Source organism: Bradyrhizobium betae, from assembly GCF_008932115.1.
GTDB classification, from domain to species: Bacteria; Pseudomonadota; Alphaproteobacteria; order Rhizobiales; family Xanthobacteraceae; genus Bradyrhizobium; species Bradyrhizobium betae.
Genome location: NZ_CP044544.1, coordinates 218,407 through 239,254 on the forward strand (window position 1 = coordinate 218,407; position 20,848 = coordinate 239,254).

Sequence of the window (20,848 nt, forward strand, 5' to 3'; positions counted from 1 at the left end):
TGTTCAATTTGTCAATTTGTCGTTCAATCAGCAATCGTTGTTCGGAGAAAGCCGCATGTACAGAATCGTCAGCACAGAAGCCAGCAAGGTGCCGGCAATCACGCTCGGATTCTGGGTCATCAAGATATTCGCGACCACCCTGGGCGAGGTGGGCGGCAACGCGGTAACATTGACGTTGGGTCTCGGTTATCTGATCGGCACTGCAATCTTTGCCACCGTATTGATTGCGGCCGTGAGTGCTCAGATTAGGGCGAAGCGATTTCAGCCCTTCCTGTACTGGGCCGCCATCACGGCGACCACGCTCGCCGGAACGACGCTTGCCGACTTGGTCGATCGTTCGCTCGGCATTGGCTATCTCGGCGGCTCCCTGTCGCTCTTCACGATGGTCATGGCGACACTGGGCTTGTGGTACTGGTCGCTCGGCTCCGTCTCCGTCGAAACCGTTACGTCGCCCAAAGTCGAAGCGTTCTACTGGGCGACCATCATGTTCTCGCAGACCCTCGGCACGGCGCTCGGCGACTGGATGGCAGATGACACCGGGCTCGGTTACAACGGCAGTGCGCTTGTGATCGCCGTCGTCTTGGCAATCGTCGCTGTTCTTTACTTCTTTACGACGATGTCTCGCACCACGTTGTTCTGGGCCGCTTTCATCCTGACGCGCCCGCTGGGCGCCACGATCGCCAACTCACTTGACAAGCCGATCGCCGCCGGGGGGCTTGCCATTGGAGATTTTTCCGTCTCGGCGGCCCTCATCGTTGTCATTACCGTTTGTATCCTCGTTATTCCGCAGCGGCCGGGACCGCATCCCGCGGCATTTTCGCCGCGTCCCTGAGATTAGGCGTTGGTTGAAGACTACATCATGGAGTTCTCAAATGGAGGAACATCGTTCAACACCGCGTCGCGGGGTCTCCTTTGGTGGAGGTGCGATCAGTTGCTCAATTCGAAATCTTTCCGAGTACGGCGCCTAGCTTGACGTGACATCACCCATCGGAATTCCTGACGTCTTTTCCCTGGTAATGGAGAACGGCGCGCATCAGTGCCGGGTTATCTGGCGCAAGGAGAAGCGTATCGGTGTTCGCTTCACCGCATCGCATTCCGATGACCAAAAACGGGAAACATAGCCTTGATCGTATTCCGAAGGTGGTCGTCAGACGGTCGATAGGATCGGTCGTGTCGGAGGAGATCCACCTACGTCCGATGCCGCCAGACACTCTCGGTGAGAATCACGGCAAGACCGGCGAACAGGATTGCGCCGCCCCAGGCCGAGCCCGGAATCAGCCATGGCAGCACAAGCCACGCGACGCCAAGCCATACAACGATTGTGATTGCAAAGCTGCCGTCATCCACGAACAGGCCGTAAAGCTCCAGAATGATCGTCTTGAACCAGCGCATGCATGAGCTCCTATCGTTTCGCGGCATCGCGCGCGGCAAACCGGGCCCGGCAAAGCGAGGTTGCGATCAATGCGATGATCAGAAAGCCAGCGACGAGACCAAGGATCGACCAGTCCTGCCCCGGCCATCGAAGTCCCATGCCTTCGCCAACCCAGAAAGCCCCAAAGGCGGAGAGCAATACACCGACCATGAACTTCAAGGTATTCTCCGGAATGGATGCCAAAGGTTTGTGAACGACAAAGCCAAGCAGGACGACGACAAGCAGCGCGGCCAGCGCCCCCACGCTCGCCGGAACAAGCAAGCCCACGCCGCCGGAACCGACAGCGATAACAATGAAGACTACCTCTGTGCCCTCGAGCATCGTGATTTTGAAAGCTGTTGCGATGGCGACCTTGTCCCATCCTCGCCCACGCTGCGCGAGCTTGCGCAGCGATTCCGTTTGCCTGGAATAGATCGCGTTCTCGTCATGCAAAGGAATAACTCCGGCCGAACGCAGGATTGCCTTGCGCAGCCATCGCATTCCGAAGAGGAGCAGAAGCAGTCCGACGGCGAGCTGGACGACATCCAGCGGGATACGCGTGAGCGCCGGACCGATAGCCACGACGATGGCCAGCAGCACGCCAAGCGCGGCCCCACTTCCGATCAGTGCACCGCTCCAGCCGCGGACCGCGCCCACGGCCAGAACCACGGTCAGAGCTTCGACGAACTCGACGAGTGAGGCCAGAAATGCGGCAATCGCCGGCGGCCAAGCATGCGCCCAATTAACGATCATGTTACTTCTTCCGATGAGAATTTGAGACAGCGCACCGACGCGAACCGGTGATGCAAGATGAATTTAGGTACACCGAGTATTGTATCATTGTCGGCGAGCGAATCCTCCGTGAAGGAAACCGACACTTGCCGAATACGGAAAATGGGACGACCTATCTTTCCGCAGAATGGTGGGTCTGCGTTGAAAGCGCCAACATTGAGTGTCGATTTTGTTTCCGCCCCGACCGCGCCCAATTCAGACGCGATGGTCCTAACCTTCCTCCCGCGCCGATGCGGACGTATTGCTGAGAGAACGATGGAAACCTGGAATACCGCACTTTTTCTGGCCCTCAATGCCCCGGCTTCAGCGAATGTCGTAACGATAGCGTTCGCCAAGGTAGCCGCGGAATATCTCGTTTATGTGGCCGCCGTTCTGGCGGTATGCTTGTGGATTCGAGGCGTGCGCGACCAACGGGATGCGTTGATTTCGATCGGGACCGGGCTCCTGACCGCGTTTGTACTGAGCTGGACCATTGGCCTTCTCTGGTATCATCCACGCCCCTTCGCGATAGGCTTGGGCCACACCCTTCTCGCCCACTCGCCCGACAGCTCTTTTCCGAGCGATCACACCACATTCCTTTGGACCTTCGGCTTCGGTCTCCTCGTCACGCGAGTACAGCGCGGGTGGGGATGGGTATTGGTTCTCGCCGGTCTTGCGACGGCCTTGGCTCGAATCTACGTGGGCGTTCACTTTCCTCTCGATATGGTCGGATCCGCCGTTGTCGCGGCCACAGGTGCTGCTGTGGCATGGGCTGTTCATCTTCACGTTGCAGACCGTATTCTGCCGCTGATAGAGCGGTCTTACGAATTTTTGCTACATGCCCTCCGTTTGCCCAAGGGGATTTTCCCCCGCCGCGTCGCTGATCGATGAAGCGTTTTGAGATAACGCTCGTCACGGGCAGGTGCCAGCCGTTCAAAAACTTCGATCTCAGCAATCATCTTTCCTGTCGTTTGCTCGTTTCTTTCGGGTCGCTTTCGATACATTACTCAGTCTTCGGCAAGCCACCGGTCGAAAGCTTCCAATATGTTCGGTCCATGGCAATTGACCGGCTTCCGAGCCACGGAAAATGCCCGTACCGGAAGGAAATTTGATGAGCTGCAATATCGGTAGGGCGCCTTTCGACAAAACGCTCAAACAAAGCTGCGGCCAATCCGGTCCGATCGGCCCCGCTTTGACAGTGGATCAGCATCGGCCGAGGGGCGGTGCGCATCGTCTCAATCAGTTGGGCGATCGTCGCGTCCTCCGGGTCCCGTAAGGCCGACATTCGAACGTCCAGATGAGAGGCTCCATGCGCGGTCGTCACCTCCACTTCGTTGTCGTACCACCAAGACCCGCTATTTTTTCCGCGCAGGTTGATCACCGACTTGATGCCGTAGGCAGCCATCACATCGGCCAACTTCTGCCCGTTCAACTGGGCGGAGCGGTAAAGCACCCCGGGTTCGACGACGTGAATATTCCCAACCAGTTGCAGGCCGATGGCCCACCCGCCGGCAAGACCAACGCAGATGAGAAGCGCATTTGTCGTATATGTCACGGCGCGGCCAATCGGGTGAGACTTCAAAAACCGGTTCGTTGTCGCAAAGAAAGCGAGACAGGACCTCCCGACATTTGATTGGCGACCTCGGTCGTTCGCCGTTCCTTCGGTCATTGCGAGTTTCCAATATGTGCTATCGGAGGCGCCGCGCGATCGAGCTCGACCTCCTGATTACGAAACCATGCGATGGCATCGAGCCGCCTGCCGCTGATCGGGCGCGCCCACCGGATGGTTTTTATCGCTTTGGCGGCTTCGCCCATCCACCAGTATTCCTTCACGACCATGAGCATCCATCCCCGACGACCGGACCGCTAAGAGTAAAAGCTTCGACAACGAAGCCATTCGTCGGGCCGCTATAACTGTGCCTCTCTCTCGCGCACTCGACGCCGTCCAACGTCCAATGCGATCGCTTCGAACCCGGATTGTGGGTGCTCATCAAAAGATCGAACAGCCGAAAGAAAGATGGACTGACAAAATTCTTCATGCGGCTGCTCTCCGACGAGCAATTCCGAACGGATGATGACGCCGATGGATGCCATTTCGCCCGCAGTTCACTTTGGTGCACCCGAAGCCGTTCTCTGGAATGATGAGCGGCGCGAATCCGGATACGCCGGGTGGATCGGGATCGCGCAGCGCACGAAACCCGTGAACCAGGGTATCGCTGTTGTTGACGCCTGGGGTTGGGCGGCCCTTGCCGTTCTTCAGCGGCTCGATGGAAAAGTAATGATTGTCGCCGTGAATCAGCAAAACGGGCTTGCCGAAAGCGGTCGCGCTCTTCTCGATGGCATCGAGGGCGAAGCATTGGATCGGTATTGCCGGTACGAATGTGGGAAATGTCATGTTTCACCTGATGCCAGTGAGACTTGCCTTTGCGCGACGGTCGTATCGGCAGCGAGGCGATAAAGATGAATATCGCCGGTCGCAAACTCGACCGAGGTGACTGTTTCGGGCGACAATCTGTCCAGAACCATGACCAGGGAGCGCAGACTATTCCCGTGGGCAACCACTAACGTCCTGTCGCCGCGCATGACTGCGGGCAAGATCGTTTGGATGAAGAATGGCAATACCCGTGCGGACGTATCCTTCAGGCTCTCTCCGCCCGGCGGCGAAACATCATACGAGCGGCGCCACAGATGAACTTGATCGTCGCCCCAACGCGTTCGAGCCTCATCCTTGTTCAGACCAGTGAGATCGCCGTAGTCTCGCTCGTTGAGTGCGGCATTGCGACACTGCCGGACATTGGCTTGTCCCATGTTCTCCAGGACGATCGAACACGATTGCCATGCCCGTCGAAGCCTTGAGGTGAAGGCGATATCGAACCGAACATCCAACGCTTGCAACCGTTGCGCAACACTGCCGGCTTCGGCAATTCCCTGTTCCGTCAGACCGAGATCGCGCGAGCCAGTGAAGATGTTCTTCAGATTTCCCTCGCTTTGGCCGTGCCGGACGAGGACGAGACGCCGGTCGATCGATGGCTGCGTAGCAGGATTGTCAAAGGACATGCGCGCTCCTTTGCGTCGGCCAAACGGCGTCCCTCGCGACATGCCTTTGCCGATGTAACCCTTTCAAGAAATTAAACTCCGCGTCGCCCAGAGTCCGATGAACAACGCCGTAGCAGACGCCAACACCGAAGCCAGAACGTAAAAGGCGAGGACCACCAACTCGCCGCGCTCATAAAGCAGGGCGACGTCGAGCGAGAACGACGAAAAGGTAGTGAAGCCGCCAAGAATGCCGGTCGCGAGAAACAACCGCCAGTGCTGGGAGGCGCTTCCGCTCGCCATGAAATAGCCGGCGATCAAACCCATCGCCAGCGACCCCACGATGTTGACGATCAATGTGCCGTAGGGAAAATTCAGACCGAAGACGCGAGCGGACCAGACGTTGACTCCATGTCGGAAAGCACCGCCGATGCCAGCGCCAAGGAACACGATCAGATACGCTTGCATCGCGCTATCTTCGATTCTTCGCGCGCGACCGCGCTTCGAAGATAGCGGTGACTAGTCCGAGGACAAGCAGGCCGCCGACGAGGTCGTAGGCCACGCCCAATCCGAACGCGAGAAAACAGACCGCGGCGACGGCAGCAAGAATTGACGCGGCAAAGCCATCGCCCGCGATCAATTTAAGCCATTCGCGCAATTGCCTGGTAAGAATGTCCATGCGGCTGCCCTTGCAATCATCGAAGGGCAACAAAAAACCCGCCTATGGCGGGTTAAACAAAGCTCCCGCCATGACGGAGCTTTGCAGCCCCATCCCAGCAGGAGTCATCAGCCCACGACGGGCGGGTATCGGGGGACTCCATCCCCATCTGTACTCCAACACTAGTCGCTCCGACCAAATCGGTCAACGATCGATCCGAGTTCGATGCTCGACGCGCCGTCCGGCCATCGTCCCAGTGAAAGCATAAAGTTCCTAGAAGAGCGGTCGACGCTCCACGCCGCCGTCGCACGGGTTTGCGAACGGTCGGAGGATGGGTGTGATGACCGAAACGTGACCTCGTTCGGATCGCGTCGATATTGTCGTTATATTCAGAGGACGGGTAGCCGCCGGAATGTTTGGCCTTTTCATCCGGCTCGACGTGGCTCGACAATGCATCGATCGCGCTCATTGCGGGGGTCGAGAGCACCAGATGGCCGATGAGTTCGCTCGTTCCGGAAACATTCGGCTGCGGGTACTGGTAAGATATTAGCTCGAGTTTTGTTTCGCCAATTCAGGCGAACCGCCGCCGAGTTCATCGACGGCCGACTCGAACCGCCCGAAGCGCAGGGCTAGGGTGGGTAAGACAAGCAAATTCAGGGCCATCGAGGTCAGCAGGCCTCCCAGGATCACGAGCGCCATGGGGCCTTCTATCTCACGGCCTGGATCTCCCATTCCGATCACGAGAGGCAGGAGACCGAGCGCAGTAACGAGCGAGGTCATCAGGATCGGCGTCAGCCGGTCGCCGGCGCCTTTGATTGCAGCTTCGAGACCCCAAAGCATGCCGTCAGTTTCGACCAGATGCTCATAGTGGGAGATCATCATGATCGAGTTGCGCAGCGTGATTCCGAACAGTGTCACGAAACCAACCATCGAACCGAGTGAGAGTACGCCTCCGGTCGCAAATACCGCCAGCACGCCACCAACGAGCGCGAAGGGCAGATTGACGAGAACGAGCAGCAGGTTTCGCCAGTTGCGCGTTACGATCGACAGCAGCAGCACCACGCCGATTGCGGCGATCGACGAATGAATCAGCAGGTCGCGCCGGGATTGCGCCTGCGCCTGCGCCGAACCGGCGAATTCCACGTAGCCCCCGCTCGGGAGTTCTACGTTGGCAGAGACCGCGGCCTGAGCATCCCGCACGAACGAGGCGACGTCACGGCCGGCAACGTTCGCCGTCACCGTTTGGAGACGTCGGCCGCCGAGATGAGATACCTGATAGCGCCCGGCGGTTTCGTATATGTCCGCGATTTGCTTGAGAAGCACATAGCTGCCGCTCGGGGCGCGTAGCGCGAGGTCACCGACCTTGGTGATACTATTGCGGCTCTCGGCGTCAAGCACCGTGATGACGTTGAAAACCCGGTTGCCATCATAGCTCTGGCCCACAACATCGCCCTGATAGGCGGTGCGGACCAAATCGAGGACGTCCACCGCATCGAAGCCCCAGCGCTCCACGTCCTTTTTCCGGAGTCGAATGGTCAACTGCGGCATGCCAGGCGGCGATTGCAATTGCACGTCCGCCGCACCCTGGATACCCCCAACGGTACGCGCGACGTCCCGTGCCGCGCGATCGAGCGTGTCGAGATCGTCGCCGAAGATGTTGACGACGACGGCAGCCGTGTAGCCCGACAAGGTTTCCTCTACGCGCTCGGTCAGGAATGGCGTTACCGCGAAATTGACTCCCGCGAACCCGCGGAGCGCTTTATGTACGTCGGCCTGCGCTCCTTCCGTCTGGTCGCCCGATAATCCGGATTTGAGGTCGACTTCGAACTCGCTTTCATGCGTGCCTGCGGTGTCGTCGGCTTTCTCGGCGCGGCCGATGTGCTGGGCGACCGAGCGCACCACCGGCAGAGCGATCAGAGCCTTGGTCACAAGCGCGCCGAGGCGCTCGGATTCGGCAATCGAGGTGCCGGGCACAGCCGACATGTGAAGAATGAAATGCCCTTCCTTGAGTTCGGGCAGGAAGGCGCTACCAAAGAACGGAAGGGCGGCACAACCGGCCACGGTAAAAACCAGAGCGGCGGCGATCGCCGTCCGCGGATGGATGGCGATACCGCGCAAAATTCGCTCATAACGCCCGCGCGTCCAGCGAACGACGGGCGGCTCTCTATCATGCGCGACCGCACCCGCGCCTTCGCCTCCTCGTCCGCGGCCGGTGAGCAGCAGCATCGAGAGCGCCGGCGTCACCGTCAGTGCCACGACAAGCGATGCGAGAATGGCGAAGATATAGGCCATGCCGAGCGGCGCAAAGAACCGGCCGGCGAGACCTGGCAACGTCAGCACGGGCAAGAAGACAAGGATAACCGCGAAGGTCGCATAAATGACAGCGCCGCGCACTTCGAGCGAGGCGTCGAGTACGACCCGGCCCACCGGTCGAGGTTCCGGCAAACGCCTGTTCTCGCGTAAACGCCGGACGATGTTCTCAACGCCGATTACCGCATCATCAACCACTTCGCCGATGGCGATCGCGAGCCCGCCCAAGGTCATTGTGTTCAGGCTCTGCCCCAAAGCGTCGAGGATAATGACGGCGGCAAGCAGCGACAGCGGGATCGCCGTGCAGGCGATCGCTGCGCTGCGTAGATCGAACAGGAACAGAAACAGCACCACAATGACGAGGATGCCACCAAGAACCAGCGAGTCCCGGACATTGTTGGTGGCCGTATCGATGAAGTTGGCCGGGCGAAAAAGATCGCCGTGAAATTTAATACCGGCCTTCTCCAGCCCCGGCCGCAAGCTCGCCAGCGCCTCTTCGACGCGCTGGGTCACCTCGACCGTATTGGCCCCGTATTGCCCCGAGACATTCAACATTACGCCGGGCTGGCCCATAATCGTCGCGCCGCCGATCGGCGGCTCCGGCGCATAGACCACCTCGGCGACGTCGCCGAGAAGCACGCTCGAAGCGCCCTGGTTCAGCAGAACAGTGTGAGCAACATCCTCCACCTGGAGTGACTGGCCCTCGGTCTGGAAGACGATGCGTTGATTGGTTGTGTCGATAAAGCCCGCACCGCGCACGCCGGTCGCCTTCTTCGCCGCGGTCAGAACGTCGGTGAGGGTGAGATTATAGCGAATGAGCTGGTCCGGATGGACCTGAACCTGAAGCGAACGAAGATCGCCGCCGAACACCGCGACCTTGGCGACGCCCGGCACGGCGAGAAGCCGCAGGCGCAGCGTCCAATCGGCGATAGTGCGTAAATCCATCAGCGAGTGTGTGTCGGAGGTGAGCCCGGCGACAAGGATGGTACTCGTCGAGGAGGTCAGCGGCGTCATTCCCGGCGGCCCCGTCCCCGCCGGGAGCTGTTGTGCGGCGACCGCCAGACGCTCGGCCACCACTTGCCGATCCCGATAGATGTCACTTCCGGGCGCGAAGATAACTGTGATGACGGAGAGCCCCTGGATCGAGGTGGACCGCAACGATTGCACGCCGGGGACACCATTGATGGCATTCTCGATCGGCTGGGTGACGAGGACCTCGATCTGTTCTGGCGTAAGGCCGGGCGCCTCGGTCTGGATGCCGACCTGGGGCGGTGCGAACTCCGGGAAAACGTCATATTTCGCGCGAATAACCGAGAGGATGCCGTAGCCGAGCAGCAGCAACGCCAACGCCACGACGATGCCGCGGAAGCGGATCGCGAAGCCGATCACATTCGCTTGCAAGCCCGACGGGGCTGAGGGACCGGGGGTTGCCGGCGTCATTTGTTGTCCTCGCCGACCTGGATCTGCGCGCGGAATTCTTCGGACAACAAGATCTGTGCTCCCTGGGTCACAATCTCCGGAGTGGGTGGGAGGCTCTTGACGGAAACGATGAAGCCGCCTCCGGGCGCGGGCATATCGGTTGGAATTTCGTGGCGCGTGAACGTGTCCGCGCCAGTGCGCAGATAGATCCATGCCCGCCCCGTCCACCACACCACGGCCGAGGCTGAAATTTCAATTCCATCGATGGGAGCACCGGACGGCAGGAACGCAAGGACGTTCATTCCTGGCAACAGATTGCTCGCGGCATCGGCCGCATAATAAAAACTCAGGCCTTGGATCTTTGGGTCCGTTTGCGTGGCGGGCGAGACAAAATCGACTTGATGGCGCGAGGCGCTTGCGCCGAATTGAACCGTCGCCTTCGGTGCCGCCGTTATGAACGTCCCAGGCGGCAGCGTGATCTGGAGGAGGAAAGTCTGACGTTCGATCAGACGCGTCACCAGCGGGCCGCCCTCGATGAGTGCCTTGCCGATGACCGTTCCCCACTCCTGCAGCGCCGTTGCTTTTAGCGTTTTGACCTGGGCTTCTGCCGTTGCGACTCCGGCTTGATCCGCACCGAATGTGGCCTGGGCCGATTGTAGCTGCGCCACAGTTGTGATGTTGTCCTTGGAAAGGGCCTGCGCGCGCTCGAAAGCCGCCTTCGATGCAACGATCCTGGCCTGAGCGCTCTGAAGCTGGGCGACGGCGGTTACATAATTGTTGTCCAGCGTAACCAGCTTGTCGAGGTCAAGCACTGTTCCGTAGGCGCGGACTTGCTCCTGGTATTGCGTCGGCTTTGGTTTGGTGACATCGACTCCGCTCTGCCTACGCGTTGCGGCGTCGAGGGTCACGACGGGCTGACCCCGGCCGTCGGTCGACACGCGTAAGGGCGCTTTGACCGGACGTTCTCGCTCGGCTTCCATCGTTGCCTCGCCGCGTCCGGCGAGGAAACCCCAGACCACAAGCACGCCAACACCTCCGATCGCCGCCAGAATAGCCAGAAGCCGGACGATTCGACGCCTAGGTCCACTGGGATTCTTGTGCTCGCTACCGGCCATGCTCACATCCATCGACAGTTTCCGATTGCTCTAAGCTGATGAAGTGTTGTCTGAACCGGAATTGCTTTCGTAGAGCGAGCAGGCCGGCCAAAGCGATGGCGGTGAAAGTCGCGCCGGCCAGGAAAGTCGCGATCGGTCCGTAGACATCCCAGAGCGCTCCGGCGACCACGCTGGCGACGAGCATGGCCACCCCGCTCGCGAGGTTGAACACTCCAAACGCGGTTCCGCGCAGATCGGCAGGCGCGGTGTCCGCCACCAGCGTTGCAAGCAGCCCTTGGGTCAGGCCCATGTGCAGGCCCCAAAACACCGCGCCGAACAAAAGGATGGGCACTGACGTCGTGAGTGCCAGGAGCAGATCGGCGACCACGAGTGTGGCGACGCCGACGATCAGGACGCCCTGACGCCCGAACCGATCGGACAGTACGCCGGCGGGGTAAGCCGCGAATGCGTAAGCAATGTTCATAACGACCATGACGACGGGTACGATCGCAATCGCGAGACCTACATTCTGAGCCCGCAGAACCAGAAAGGCTTCGCTGAACCGGGCCAGTGTCAGCACCACCGCAACCGCTACCACGGCCCAGAATGGCCCTGAGAGCCGCCAGACATCGGCGAAGTGCGGCTTGGGTCTTGCCGCAGCGTCAATGGCGCGTTCCGGCTCCTTCACCCCGAACGCCATCAGGCCAAACGCGATGAACGCGGAGATGACCGCGATCCAGAACACCGCGGTGTAATTATCGCCGGTGAAAAGCATAAGCCCGATTGCGGCGAGGGGACCGAGGAAGGCCCCGATCGTGTCGAGGGATTGTCTCAAGCCGAAGCTTGCTCCTCGCAACGGAGCGGGCGCGAGATCGGCCACCAACGCGTCGCGCGGTGCCCCGCGAATACCCTTTCCCACGCGGTCGAGGAAGCGAGCAGTCACGACCCACTCAATCGTAGTCGCGAGCGGGAAGATTGGCTTGGTAAGGGCGGCAAGCCCGTAGCCGATAACGGCCAGCAGCTTGCGGCGGCCCAACCAATCAGACAGCGCGCCGGAGAAGATTTTGGTGATCATCGCCGTCGCTTCGGTAAGACCCTCGATGAGCCCGACCGTGAGCGCCGAGGCTCCGAGCATGGTGACGAGATAGACGGGAAGCAGAGCGTGGATCATCTCGGATGAGAGGTCCATGAACATCGATACGAACCCGAGCGCCCAGATTCCGCGCGGCAGGTTTCGAAGCGCCATCGAGGTCGTCAGAACGTGGTCAGCCATGCCGGGGTCTCTCGCGCTTCTTGAGAGAAGAATTCGGAATGTCGGAATCCAGCGAACCAGTGCTGACCTCAGTCGCGTCTACAACGCCCTCTTGCGCATAGACCTCGTCGGCAAAGGTTCGCAAGGTGGCGCCACAGGTTTCTAGCGTTTCCTTCGCCGCCTGTATCCGAGCATTGGGAAAAAAGTCGCGCGCCTTGATCTTGGCGAGCCACGCAGAAAGCTTGTCGAGGTCGTCCTCGATCTCTTCAAGTTCTGCAAACGTGAATTTCCGACGACGCGTCTCCTTTTCGATCTCGGCAAAAAATTCGCCGGAGCGCTCGGAGAACTCGTCGTATTCGCGTGCTCGGTCCGCCTGAAACCGGGCAACGATGGCTTGCTCTTCTTCTTCGCTGGTTGCAGTGGTTGCAAAGACGGTGGCGCTGCCGCCCTGCGCGCGTACTATCTCGACGAGCTGGGCATAAAGCAGTTTGTGCTCGTCCGTAACAGGTAGGACCCACGCCCCATTCAGCACGCTGGCAGCACCGGCAGCGCGAAGGCGTCTCCACAGCGCAACCCGCCCGCTGGACGGAGCGGCAGGAAGTTGCCCCAAGAAAAGAAGCCATTGAATTGGAATGAGATATCTCTCCGCTGAAACACCTGTTGCATATCTGAGTAGTCAGTTCAATGCAACACCTGTTGCATTCATAGCTCTTCAAGTGATGTCTAGCGACCGCGTTTTCACTGCTGGCGCGGTATATCTTCGCCGCAATGCGCGTCGACGCTCGCCATCTGGCGTGAAACGGCAGGCTGGCGGTGGATGCCGGTCACGTTCGCCTCTATGTTTGCGCTGGCCTATGTGGTGAGCGTGCTGACAACGCCGCGATGGCGAGCGCGAAACCGACTGCGGCCGCCAGAGCGAAGTAGGGCGCGATAAGGCGCGCGTCCGTCACCCGCCATGAGGTCCAGGCCACGAGACCGGCGAGAGCGATGCCGAGGACCACTCCGACGGTTCCGATGGTCAGCGCTTCGGCGCCTGCCAACCGCAATATCTGCGCCAGCGATGCGCCCGGGTTCGCAAAAGCGCCTGCTCGCGCTGCCGCAGCTCCGTCCCCGACATCGCCACCGCCAGAGTCAAAAGGATTGCGAGCGTGACCCCCGGAAGACCAAGAAACAGGAACAGCACCTTGGCGTAGAGGGCGTCACTGCGCGCGCCATCCAATCGAGCGACGAGATTGTTGGCGACGCGCGCCTCGAAATTATTGGCGGTTTGCTGCGCCTGAATGAAGGCGGCGCCCGGATCGGGCGGCAAAGCGTCGTGCGCGATAAGGCCCGGCGTTTGAAACACCATTCCGATCCGTCTCGGGCGCAGCCCGCTGCGCGTACCGAGTTCAGGCCAGGCCAGCTTTCCGCCAGTCGTTGTGTCGAGTCCCGCCATCAGGTGCAGCAGCGTTGACTTCCCGCTGCCGGAGGGACCGACGAGGGCAATCCGGTCGCCAGACCGGACGACGAATGAGGCAGGAAGCAGGGCTTCGACAGTTCTGTTGGCCTGCCGAAACTGCCTGGCGACGTCGATCGCTTGGATGAATGATTTAGACATCGACAATACGTCCGTCTTCGAGGCGAATGACCCGGTCCGCCCGTCCGGCGAGCGCCTGGCTATGTGTCGCAATCAAAATTGCAGTCCCGGCCGCGCGTTGTCTGCCAAGAAGATCCAGCACGCGCTCCTCTGCCGCGGCGTCGACTTGCCCTGTGGGCTCATCGGCAAAAAGAACGCGCGGGGAGGTGGCCAGAGCGACGGCCAATCCGGCTCGCGCCGCTTCGCCACCTGACAAATGGCCTGGACGGGCATGCTGGCGGTCTGTGAGGTCGACGTCATGCAAGAGCGCTCCAATCCTTGCCGCGTTCGGTTTGCCGATCATGGCCATCGGCAGCCTGACGTTGTCGGCAATGGACAAAGTCGGAAACAAGTTTCCGGGCTGCATCAGAATGCCGATGCCCTCCGCTCGGCGGCTCGCCCGCACGGCTTCGGGCCGGAGTGTTGTGAGGCGCTCGCCGGAGAGCTCGACGTATCCGCCGTCTGGCTCGTCGAGCCCCGCGAGACAGGACAGCAACGTCGACTTTCCGCTCCCGGAGGGCCCGACCATGGCAATCATCTCTCCTGCCTCGATCCGCAAGTTTACGCCGCGCAAAGCCAACGTTTCGGAGTCGCGCGTGTGAAAGAAGCGATAGAGGTCGAAGGCCTGAATAGCCGCCATCAAAGCCCTCCTCCGGCGGTCGTTCTGACCTTTTGGATGCACCATTGGCGCGATCCGGATTCACATTGTTTTTGAGACATGTCGGTTTCTCGTGCGAGGTGCCCGTTCGAAAACATAATCGTCGGGACTTAGTGGCGAATAAGGGGTTCGGCTGCTCGCAGACTCCCGTCTGTCTCTGATCGCGGATGGATCGCGGAATCCGACCCATACTCAAGCCAATGGCTATCGCCGGAGGACACGAACACCAGGCCCTGCACGAATCCGGCGACCTCCAAACGAACTTGTGCTCGTTTGAAGGTCGCCGGATCTGAATGCAAACTTCAGCTTTTACCGGATGCTTTATAGGACGATCCGCGATTGCCATGTCTGATAGTCATAAAAACAATGAGGCCGAAAATGCATACGAAGAAGATCACGCTGGTGAGCGTCGTGCCGAGCCCCAGTCCGCCCTTGTCGAGCGGCTGCGAAAGCAGATCGCCGAACGAAGCTCCCAACGGGCGGGTCAGAATATAGGCGAGCCAGAATGACAGAACCGCATCCATCTTCAGGAAATAGTAGGCGAATGCGACGACCGCGATTAGCGCGCCGAATATGAGTCCCGCCTGTGCGTAACCCAGCCCCAGCCCTTCTGCTGTGAGATCCCCGCCCGCCGTGCCGAGAGCGAAGGTGAGCAAAATAGCGAGCCAGTAGAACGCTTCGCGGCGCGTCGTATAGATTGTATGGATCGACAGTGTTCGCTCAACCGCATACCACACGGCGAATGTGACGAGCAGCGCCATGCCGAAAAAGAGCGTGGTCGCCTTGAGACTGATGCCGAGGTTGTCGACGAGATTGTCTGTAATCAAGGTGCCGACGACGCTGATGAGCACGACGGAGATCCAGTAGATCGACGGGACATATTTTTTGCGCGCGAACTGTACGATCAGTGCGACGGCAAGAAACGCACTCATAATCCACGAGGTGACCGTGAGTCCAAAACCCAGATTTGTGTTCAGGAAATCGGCGGCCGTCTCGCCGACGGTCACGGCCAGGGCCTTGATGATCCAGAACGAGATAGTGATTTCCGGAACCTTGTTGAGCATGGTCGAAACACGCTGATTTTCCATCGCGATCATAGGATGCGCCCCATTGATTGTTCAGTTTGCAGCTCTCTCATCGCGCGGCGAACGGCCAGCGTCGCGAAGCCTTGCGGTCGCCAAACGACGCAGACGATGTTGCAACGATATTCGCAGCTTTGCGTCGTCGTGGTCGTTATCATCAGAGCCACCTAAAGCTCTTCGCCATCAGGAGCCACTGATCGGCGTCGTCCGCGCCGTATGGCGCCGACAGAGTCAAGGTGGTAAGCTTACCGCCCTTCCAGAAGAAGTAACGTTCGTTCTCCAGGCGGATCGCCTTGTTGGTCACCGGATTTGCATCCGAATTCGAAGCGTATGAGATGACGATGGCCGGCCCCGAAGGAACACTCGTTAATGTGACCCCCGAGATTCGTACCGCCTTACCGGACATCTCGAGTTGAGCCGTCAATTCGTTTTTCACAACGGCAATCGTGAGCGGTTCAACGTGTTCTTCAATTGTCGTCCGCACCGTGTTGTACTTGTCGCTGAACGTGACGCCGCTTTTTGTCTCACGACGCGCCCAACCCTCCGGTACCTTGATGGTGAACCCGAGCGGCGAGCGATATTCGATGAACACCTGACTGTCTGGAATGTCGCCCGGGGGATTCTTCTCCGGAGCGATCACGGTATCCTCCGCCATCGCAGTTGTCATAATATGTGGTCCCAGGCCCAGGCTCGCGGCGAGAATGCCGGCTATAGCGAGGGAATGGGGCCGTGAGGGGCTTGCACGGGTCATGATCCTGTCTCCGAATGGTCGACCGCGTCACATCATCGCTTTTCAGCCGAGTTCTGCAGAACGGTTCCGGTTTTGGCGTCGATGCCAACTTCGTGGGTGATCGCCCCGACCTTGATGTCGAAGGAGTAACGCAAGCCGGAGCCGCCCTTGCGGTGCTCGAGCTCCTGATCGAGAATTGTGCCCGGCTGCGCCTTCGTCGCGGCGGCGCGGGCCTGATCGAGGGTGATCGCAGCTTCCTTTGCGAAGCTGCTGCCGCCCATGGCGGACGAAGCGGTCGCGGTCAGAAGAGTAAGTCCGATCAAGGTCGCGCGGGATAGATTGTTCGCAAGCTGTGACGTGTGGATTTCCTGGATGCCGTAAGTCGCCACCGTCAGGGATCTGTAGCCATCAATTGTTAGGAGAAAATGAGGGACTCATCGAAAAGGCATTTAGACATTGCTTGAAATTCAACTTTGTTCCACACGGCAAGGGCTTCCGCGCGAACCATATTTCAGTTTTCCGGGTCGTTGTGGAACATGACGCCAATGCGCCGCTCCTTCCGCCAAACGACATGGCAACCCCGCCGGATGCGATCCGATTCGATCACCACGGTGAATTTGTGAGGAATGCCGACGGGGCTCTCGACTTCCAACGCCGCGCCGGTTTTTGAAAGGTTGCGAACGGTGCAATCGATCACACCACCATCAAATGCTATTTTCCCCGCTTTGAAAACGCGATGTCGCGATGCAGTCCGCTTATCGTTCATTTGACATGCCAAACAGTTTCAGATCGAAGACGGGACGTCGATTTTTAAAAGCGTTGCCGTAGATTCTTAGCGATCGACCAGCCAAAAAGATGCTCCCCCCCAAACGGTCAGGCGTGCGCCAATTGTGCGGCCCCCGGGCGATGCAACGACCAATACGGCTATCGCGGCTACCACGGCAGCGCCAACAATATCCAATGGATAGTGAGCGCCGAGAAAGATTCGAGCCCAGCCCACCGAGACGCCCAGAACCACAGCCAGAGATCCAAACTGACGACCTGGCCTGGATGTGGATATCAAGAGTGCGAAGCCCAGTGCGAATAACAGGGTGCCGTGATCGCTTGGAAAGGAACTGTCCGGAGTGTGATTGAGATAGTTGCGGATTGGCAGAACCGTGAAGGGACGAGGATGCATCCATACGGACGAGACGATGACCGCCGTCGTCAACGCCAGAAGCGACGAAAAGCCGGCATCGACGGCAGCCCGCCGCTCGGCGTGCGCCCCAAAATCCAGAGGAGGACGAGCAGGGCACGGACCGAGATACACAGCAGATTGAGCCCACAACATTGCGAAGGTGAGGCTCCCTCCTGCAAGCGTTGACGCTGCCGCGATTGCGTCGAAAAGGCGATCGGTCAACGCTTCGAACATCACGGAGAATTCCAATAGCGATCCATCAGCAAGGATGGACTTACTGGCCCAAAGTAGTCGCGAAGACTTAGGAGGGAATGAGGAAGCCTGGCCCGGTGACCCGCGCGATCATGCCCGATCGATCGGTCCGGTTTTCGACCGTCACGACCCATCCGTGACGCCTGGCGATCGCGTGCACGATCGCAAGCTCCAATCCGCTGCCATCGATTTCAGCCGGAGCCGCCCGAAAAGATCGATCGAAAAGGCGAGGCAAATCGCTCTCCGCCACCCCGTAGTCGGAATCCACAAACTCCACAACGGCGTTGCCATGCGCAAATCGCACCGAGACGTCGATCATCCCGCCGCGCGGAGTGTAGCGGACTGCGTTGTTCAGAAGGTTTCCAAAAAGAATCTTCAGTCGCTCGGCGCGCCCGAGATTTCAACGGGATCCCGCGCAACGATGCCTAGATCGATCTCCTTGCCGGTCGCGATCGCCATCTGGTCGGCCACGCATTCGGTTATGAGGCCCGACAAGCTGATCCGTGCCCAATGCTCCAGCCCGACAGGTGCTTCGAACCTCGCCATCCGGAGAAGTTGTTCCAGCAGGACCGAGGCGCGGCGGATCCCGTTGCCCAATTCCAAAGCTGCCTGCCCGGTTTTGCCAACGGGGGCATCGTTCCACAAGTTCTCGATCTGAAGCTGTAGTGCCGTCAGGGGCGTCCGCAATTCATGGGCGGCATCGGAAACGAAGCGCCGCTGTTGATCGAGCGCGATTTGCAAACGCCCAATCAAAATATTCATCGCGTCAACCAGGGGCCTCACCTCCCTCGGCACTCCCTCGACGGAGAGAGGTTCCTTGCTATCGCCGCCGCGATCGGCGATCGCCTGCGCAAGCTGCGCCAACTTCCCATTACGCCGCCAAGCGACTAGCCAATAACGAGCCAGGTCAACGGAATAACGGTCAGGATCGGCGCGGCCGCGGGCGATCGCAGCGCTCTCGGCGAGCTCCTGTCGAACGACCATGCGCTGTGCGACCTGCACGGTACGTCGGGCATCGCCCAATGTAGACTCGCCACTCTTCGCCGCTTGCCGAAATTGTCGCAAAGCCCGGACTTGCCTGAAGAGGCACCTCTATTCCGCCGGAAGAATTTCTGATCTTCTTTGCCGGAGCGTCCCATATCTGAATAGCGAAGTCGTCCTCCGGATCGTAGACTGCCGGGGGTGCCGCGTCGGCGACCAATCCCTGGCCGGCGTTGAGTGCGATCTGACGTAGCTGGCTGTCGAGGAAGCCTGCGGCCTCGTTTCGCGCCAGTTGATACGAAATCACGACTGCTAATATCCCCACGACTGTCAGGAGCGAGGTCATCCACACAAGCGCAGTGTTTCGTAAGGAGTTCATGGCGAGGTCTTGATGATCATCCCCCCGGACATTCTGGATGATGTCTTTGTCAAATTTTTTGCGGACCGAGTGGATCAAGACATCGACCGCATTGCTTTCCGCTTCCTCGCCCCAGCCGTAGAGCCGCTTCTCGATCTGTTCGCGAGACAGGATAGCGCCGGGTCTGTCCATCAGAGCTCGCATCAGCGCGAATTCGCGAGCGGGAAGCAGGACGTGGTTGCCTCGGAAGGCCACTTCATGAGTCTCCATATCTAATGTAATCCCACCTGCTTCGAGCACCGATCTGGCGGAACCGCTTTGCCTTCGCATGACGGCGCGCATTCGTGCGACGAGTTCGCGTACTTCAAATGGTTTGGTGATATAGTCGTCGGCTCCCAGGTCCAGACCAGCGATCCTGTTGTCCAGGTCGTCGCGAGCCGTCAGCACGACGACAGGAATTTTGTTTCCGGCCGCTCGCGCGGTCCTGAGAACATCCAGTCCTGATTTGCCAGGCAGCCCCAGATCCAGCAGCACCAGCGCGTGGCCTCCGACGGCCAATGCTTCTTCGCCCTCAATGTCGCTCGTTGTCCAATCAACGGACATGCCTTGATCGCGCAACGCACGGACCAGGCTTTTGCCGATCATCGGGTCGTCCTCAATTAGCAGAATTCGCATATGCTGCTTCCGTCAAACGACAAACCGTCGATAGCGATTAGAGGCATCTGATTGCTGTCAATCAAGCTGGAGATGCGTCCGCGACCAATCTCGCGAACAAACCCTGTGTCACACGGCACCCGCCACCAGGCTTTGGACGATTTCCGTCCTTGATCGCCGCTTAAATGCCGCGGCGGCTATCGCCCGAGCGTCTTCACCCGTGCTGACGAGGGTGGCGGGTATGCTCACTTCACGCCGACACTAGGCGGCTCCGATAAGAATGCCGACCGCAAGCACAATCGCGCCTCCGAGCACAATCTGGAAAACGGCTTGGAGGAACGGCGTGTCCATGTATCGGGCCCGGATGTATGCGATCGCCCAAAGCTCGAAGAATACGACGACACCGGCGATGGCGGTTGCGATCCAAAACGCGTTCTGCCAGGAGTCGGGAACGAGATAGGGGATCGTGTGACCCAGTCCTCCCAGCGTCGTCATTAGCCCGCAGATCCCCCCGCGCAACCATGGCGAGCCGCGCCCGGTCAATGAGCCGTCGTCCGACAGCGCTTCCGCAAAGCCCATGCTGATACCGGCTCCGATTGATGCCGCCAAACCTACCAGGAACGTCTGCCAGTTGTGATGGGTGGCGAAGGCTGCAGCGAAAAGCGGCGCCAAAGTCGAGACCGAACCATCCATCAGACCGGCGAGGCCGGGCTGCACATATTGAAGGACGAACATGCGTTTGCGTGTCCTGTCCTCCTCCTCGCGGACATTCGGCGTGAGAATCTTGTCGGTAAGCTTTGCCGCCAGGCTTACGTGGCTTTTCTCGATTTCCGCCAGGTCCCCCAAGAGCTTTCGGACTCCCACGTTGGTAGCCTGCTCCGCTGCCTTGGAATAGAAGCGCTGCGCTTCGAACTCCATGATCTCCGCCTCCTTGCGGACGACGTCGAGCGACAAGTTCTTCGTCAACCAAACCGGACGGCGTCTCAGGAAGCCTTTCACGTCGGTGCGCCGAATAGGGGGCAGATTCGGCCCAAAGCTCTTTTCGTACATTTCGAGCAGCAGATGACGATGGCCTTTTTCCTCCTCTGCCATCACCTCGAACAGCTTGGCAGACTCCGGATAGCGCTCGCTGAGATCTTCGGCGAAGCTCATATAAATGCGGCTGTCCTCTTCTTCGCCGGAAATGGCGACGGCCAAAACTTCGCGCTCAGACAGATCGGAAAATTTCTTCACGACGCACCCATTTTTTCTATTTAGAATGATTCTAAATCGTGTATAGGGGGTACGCCGCTGCGATCAATCCCTCTTTTCAGCGTTACGGCACGCCGTCTTCGCGGATCTGCATAAACCAATGCAACCCCTGATGCGGCCAAAAATCGACTCCAACGAACAA

25 protein-coding genes, 2 pseudogenes and 1 riboswitch are annotated in these 20,848 nt (G+C 59.4%); of the genes and pseudogenes, 3 read left to right on the top strand and 24 right to left on the bottom strand.

Annotated elements, in window-relative coordinates:
• Positions 1-55: 55 nt before the first annotated feature.
• Both F8237_RS35560 and F8237_RS37140 read left to right on the top strand, forming a co-directional pair.
• The gene (locus F8237_RS35560) at positions 56-832 is read left to right on the top strand and encodes a COG4705 family protein (protein ID WP_100554934.1); all 777 of its coding nucleotides are present in this window, start codon (positions 56-58) and stop codon (positions 830-832) included.
• 40 nt (positions 833-872) lie between these two features.
• A pseudogene (locus tag F8237_RS37140) lies at positions 873-1,121 on the top strand (PilZ domain-containing protein).
• A gap of 67 nt (positions 1,122-1,188) precedes the next feature.
• Here the strand turns inward: F8237_RS37140 and F8237_RS35570 are convergent.
• Together F8237_RS35570 and F8237_RS35575 are read right to left on the bottom strand one after the other, a co-directional pair.
• A complete protein-coding gene (locus F8237_RS35570) occupies positions 1,189-1,392 on the bottom strand; it encodes a hypothetical protein (protein WP_100554933.1) in 204 nt (67 codons plus the stop codon).
• Positions 1,393-1,402: 10 nt separating this feature from the next.
• A complete protein-coding gene (locus F8237_RS35575; protein ID WP_100554932.1) occupies positions 1,403-2,164 on the bottom strand; it encodes a COG4280 domain-containing protein in 762 nt (253 codons plus the stop codon).
• Between the two features lie 294 nt (positions 2,165-2,458).
• Between F8237_RS35575 and F8237_RS35580 the strand changes: the two genes are divergently transcribed.
• Positions 2,459-3,073: an undecaprenyl-diphosphatase gene (locus F8237_RS35580; RefSeq protein ID WP_157817364.1), complete on the top strand. Its 615-nt coding sequence runs from the start codon at positions 2,459-2,461 to the stop codon at positions 3,071-3,073.
• Positions 3,074-3,185: 112 nt separating this feature from the next.
• Here the strand turns inward: F8237_RS35580 and F8237_RS35585 are convergent, their stop codons facing one another.
• The 22 genes and pseudogenes from F8237_RS35585 to mbfA form a co-directional block, all read right to left on the bottom strand.
• Positions 3,186-3,851, bottom strand: coding sequence for a dual specificity protein phosphatase family protein (locus F8237_RS35585; protein WP_100554930.1), 666 nt, complete (start codon positions 3,849-3,851; stop codon positions 3,186-3,188).
• Positions 3,848-4,021, bottom strand: coding sequence for a hypothetical protein (locus F8237_RS36030; protein ID WP_154696383.1), 174 nt, complete (start codon positions 4,019-4,021; stop codon positions 3,848-3,850). Before F8237_RS36030 ends, F8237_RS35585 begins: the two co-directional genes overlap by 4 nt.
• Positions 4,022-4,217: 196 nt before the next feature.
• Positions 4,218-4,577: a hypothetical protein gene (locus tag F8237_RS35590; protein WP_100554928.1), complete on the bottom strand. Its 360-nt coding sequence runs from the start codon at positions 4,575-4,577 to the stop codon at positions 4,218-4,220.
• Positions 4,574-5,206: a 2,3-bisphosphoglycerate-dependent phosphoglycerate mutase gene (locus tag F8237_RS35595; protein WP_100554972.1), complete on the bottom strand. Its 633-nt coding sequence runs from the start codon at positions 5,204-5,206 to the stop codon at positions 4,574-4,576. Before F8237_RS35595 ends, F8237_RS35590 begins: the two co-directional genes overlap by 4 nt.
• Before the next feature lie 96 nt (positions 5,207-5,302).
• Positions 5,303-5,683 (bottom strand): fluoride efflux transporter CrcB, encoded by a 381-nt coding sequence (gene crcB / locus F8237_RS35600; protein WP_100554927.1) that lies wholly within the window; start codon positions 5,681-5,683, stop codon positions 5,303-5,305.
• A gap of 4 nt (positions 5,684-5,687) precedes the next feature.
• Positions 5,688-5,894 carry a hypothetical protein gene (locus F8237_RS35605; RefSeq protein WP_042002409.1) on the bottom strand — a complete coding sequence of 69 codons (207 nt, stop codon included), beginning with the start codon at positions 5,892-5,894 and terminating at the stop codon, positions 5,688-5,690.
• Between the two features lie 91 nt (positions 5,895-5,985).
• A riboswitch (Fluoride riboswitch) is annotated at positions 5,986-6,049 on the bottom strand.
• Positions 6,050-6,419: 370 nt separating this feature from the next.
• Positions 6,420-9,623 carry an efflux RND transporter permease subunit gene (locus F8237_RS35610; RefSeq protein ID WP_100554926.1) on the bottom strand — a complete coding sequence of 1,068 codons (3,204 nt, stop codon included), beginning with the start codon at positions 9,621-9,623 and terminating at the stop codon, positions 6,420-6,422.
• Positions 9,620-10,729, bottom strand: coding sequence for an RND family efflux transporter (locus F8237_RS35615; protein ID WP_145987134.1), 1,110 nt, complete (start codon positions 10,727-10,729; stop codon positions 9,620-9,622). The genes F8237_RS35610 and F8237_RS35615 overlap by 4 nt, the downstream gene beginning before the upstream one ends.
• A complete protein-coding gene (locus F8237_RS35620; RefSeq protein ID WP_100554924.1) occupies positions 10,707-11,969 on the bottom strand; it encodes an MFS transporter in 1,263 nt (420 codons plus the stop codon). The genes F8237_RS35615 and F8237_RS35620 overlap by 23 nt, the downstream gene beginning before the upstream one ends.
• On the bottom strand, positions 11,962-12,558 hold the full coding sequence (locus tag F8237_RS35625) for a Chromate resistance protein ChrB (protein WP_145987133.1): 597 nt from the start codon (positions 12,556-12,558) through the stop codon (positions 11,962-11,964). The genes F8237_RS35620 and F8237_RS35625 overlap by 8 nt, the downstream gene beginning before the upstream one ends.
• A 226-nt stretch (positions 12,559-12,784) precedes the next feature.
• Positions 12,785-12,994, bottom strand: coding sequence for a hypothetical protein (locus F8237_RS37530; RefSeq protein ID WP_374761626.1), 210 nt, complete (start codon positions 12,992-12,994; stop codon positions 12,785-12,787).
• Positions 12,967-13,545 carry an ATP-binding cassette domain-containing protein gene (locus F8237_RS35635; protein ID WP_100554922.1) on the bottom strand — a complete coding sequence of 193 codons (579 nt, stop codon included), beginning with the start codon at positions 13,543-13,545 and terminating at the stop codon, positions 12,967-12,969. The genes F8237_RS37530 and F8237_RS35635 overlap by 28 nt, the downstream gene beginning before the upstream one ends.
• Positions 13,538-14,203 (bottom strand): ABC transporter ATP-binding protein, encoded by a 666-nt coding sequence (locus tag F8237_RS35640; protein WP_100554971.1) that lies wholly within the window; start codon positions 14,201-14,203, stop codon positions 13,538-13,540. The genes F8237_RS35635 and F8237_RS35640 overlap by 8 nt, the downstream gene beginning before the upstream one ends.
• 320 nt (positions 14,204-14,523) lie before the next feature.
• On the bottom strand, positions 14,524-15,318 hold the full coding sequence (locus F8237_RS35645; RefSeq protein ID WP_100554921.1) for a COG4705 family protein: 795 nt from the start codon (positions 15,316-15,318) through the stop codon (positions 14,524-14,526).
• A 142-nt stretch (positions 15,319-15,460) separates the two neighbouring features.
• Positions 15,461-16,054 carry a hypothetical protein gene (locus tag F8237_RS35650; protein ID WP_100554920.1) on the bottom strand — a complete coding sequence of 198 codons (594 nt, stop codon included), beginning with the start codon at positions 16,052-16,054 and terminating at the stop codon, positions 15,461-15,463.
• A gap of 32 nt (positions 16,055-16,086) precedes the next feature.
• Positions 16,087-16,314, bottom strand: coding sequence for a PepSY domain-containing protein (locus F8237_RS35655; RefSeq protein WP_100554919.1), 228 nt, complete (start codon positions 16,312-16,314; stop codon positions 16,087-16,089).
• Between the two features lie 230 nt (positions 16,315-16,544).
• The gene (locus tag F8237_RS35660; RefSeq protein ID WP_100554918.1) at positions 16,545-16,799 is read right to left on the bottom strand and encodes a PilZ domain-containing protein; all 255 of its coding nucleotides are present in this window, start codon (positions 16,797-16,799) and stop codon (positions 16,545-16,547) included.
• Positions 16,800-16,865: 66 nt separating this feature from the next.
• A complete protein-coding gene (locus F8237_RS35665; protein WP_244626198.1) occupies positions 16,866-17,444 on the bottom strand; it encodes a phosphatase PAP2 family protein in 579 nt (192 codons plus the stop codon).
• Positions 17,445-17,511: 67 nt separating this feature from the next.
• Complete coding sequence (locus F8237_RS35670) at positions 17,512-17,841, bottom strand: sensor histidine kinase (RefSeq protein WP_100554916.1); 330 nt, start codon at positions 17,839-17,841, stop codon at positions 17,512-17,514.
• Entirely contained in the window at positions 17,838-18,326 is a 489-nt protein-coding gene (locus F8237_RS35675; RefSeq protein WP_162006442.1) for a histidine kinase dimerization/phospho-acceptor domain-containing protein, read from the bottom strand. The genes F8237_RS35670 and F8237_RS35675 overlap by 4 nt, the downstream gene beginning before the upstream one ends.
• Before the next feature lie 517 nt (positions 18,327-18,843).
• Positions 18,844-19,476 (bottom strand): annotated as a pseudogene (locus tag F8237_RS37150) (response regulator transcription factor); the annotation flags it as partial.
• Positions 19,477-19,716: 240 nt separating this feature from the next.
• Entirely contained in the window at positions 19,717-20,688 is a 972-nt protein-coding gene (gene mbfA / locus F8237_RS35685; protein ID WP_100554913.1) for an iron exporter MbfA, read from the bottom strand.
• Between the last annotated feature and the right edge of the window lie 160 nt (positions 20,689-20,848).

Bases quoted from the DNA above. Each gene is read 5' to 3' on its own strand.
- F8237_RS35560 (WP_100554934.1), top strand. From the start codon at position 56: ATGTACAGAATCGTCAGCACAGAAGCCAGCAAGGTGCCGGCAATCACG.
- F8237_RS35570 (WP_100554933.1), bottom strand. From the start codon at position 1,392: ATGCGCTGGTTCAAGACGATCATTCTGGAGCTTTACGGCCTGTTCGTG.
- F8237_RS35575 (WP_100554932.1), bottom strand. From the start codon at position 2,164: ATGATCGTTAATTGGGCGCATGCTTGGCCGCCGGCGATTGCCGCATTT.
- F8237_RS35580 (WP_157817364.1), top strand. From the start codon at position 2,459: ATGGAAACCTGGAATACCGCACTTTTTCTGGCCCTCAATGCCCCGGCT.
- F8237_RS35585 (WP_100554930.1), bottom strand. From the start codon at position 3,851: ATGACCGAAGGAACGGCGAACGACCGAGGTCGCCAATCAAATGTCGGG.
- F8237_RS36030 (WP_154696383.1), bottom strand. From the start codon at position 4,021: ATGGTCGTGAAGGAATACTGGTGGATGGGCGAAGCCGCCAAAGCGATA.
- F8237_RS35590 (WP_100554928.1), bottom strand. From the start codon at position 4,577: ATGACATTTCCCACATTCGTACCGGCAATACCGATCCAATGCTTCGCC.
- crcB (WP_100554927.1), bottom strand. From the start codon at position 5,683: ATGCAAGCGTATCTGATCGTGTTCCTTGGCGCTGGCATCGGCGGTGCT.
- F8237_RS35605 (WP_042002409.1), bottom strand. From the start codon at position 5,894: ATGGACATTCTTACCAGGCAATTGCGCGAATGGCTTAAATTGATCGCG.
- F8237_RS35610 (WP_100554926.1), bottom strand. From the start codon at position 9,623: ATGACGCCGGCAACCCCCGGTCCCTCAGCCCCGTCGGGCTTGCAAGCG.
- F8237_RS35615 (WP_145987134.1), bottom strand. From the start codon at position 10,729: ATGGATGTGAGCATGGCCGGTAGCGAGCACAAGAATCCCAGTGGACCT.
- F8237_RS35620 (WP_100554924.1), bottom strand. From the start codon at position 11,969: ATGGCTGACCACGTTCTGACGACCTCGATGGCGCTTCGAAACCTGCCG.
- F8237_RS35635 (WP_100554922.1), bottom strand. From the start codon at position 13,545: ATGTCTAAATCATTCATCCAAGCGATCGACGTCGCCAGGCAGTTTCGG.
- F8237_RS35640 (WP_100554971.1), bottom strand. From the start codon at position 14,203: ATGGCGGCTATTCAGGCCTTCGACCTCTATCGCTTCTTTCACACGCGC.
- F8237_RS35645 (WP_100554921.1), bottom strand. From the start codon at position 15,318: ATGATCGCGATGGAAAATCAGCGTGTTTCGACCATGCTCAACAAGGTT.
- F8237_RS35650 (WP_100554920.1), bottom strand. From the start codon at position 16,054: ATGACCCGTGCAAGCCCCTCACGGCCCCATTCCCTCGCTATAGCCGGC.
- F8237_RS35655 (WP_100554919.1), bottom strand. From the start codon at position 16,314: ATGGGCGGCAGCAGCTTCGCAAAGGAAGCTGCGATCACCCTCGATCAG.
- F8237_RS35660 (WP_100554918.1), bottom strand. From the start codon at position 16,799: ATGAACGATAAGCGGACTGCATCGCGACATCGCGTTTTCAAAGCGGGG.
- F8237_RS35665 (WP_244626198.1), bottom strand. From the start codon at position 17,444: ATGTTCGAAGCGTTGACCGATCGCCTTTTCGACGCAATCGCGGCAGCG.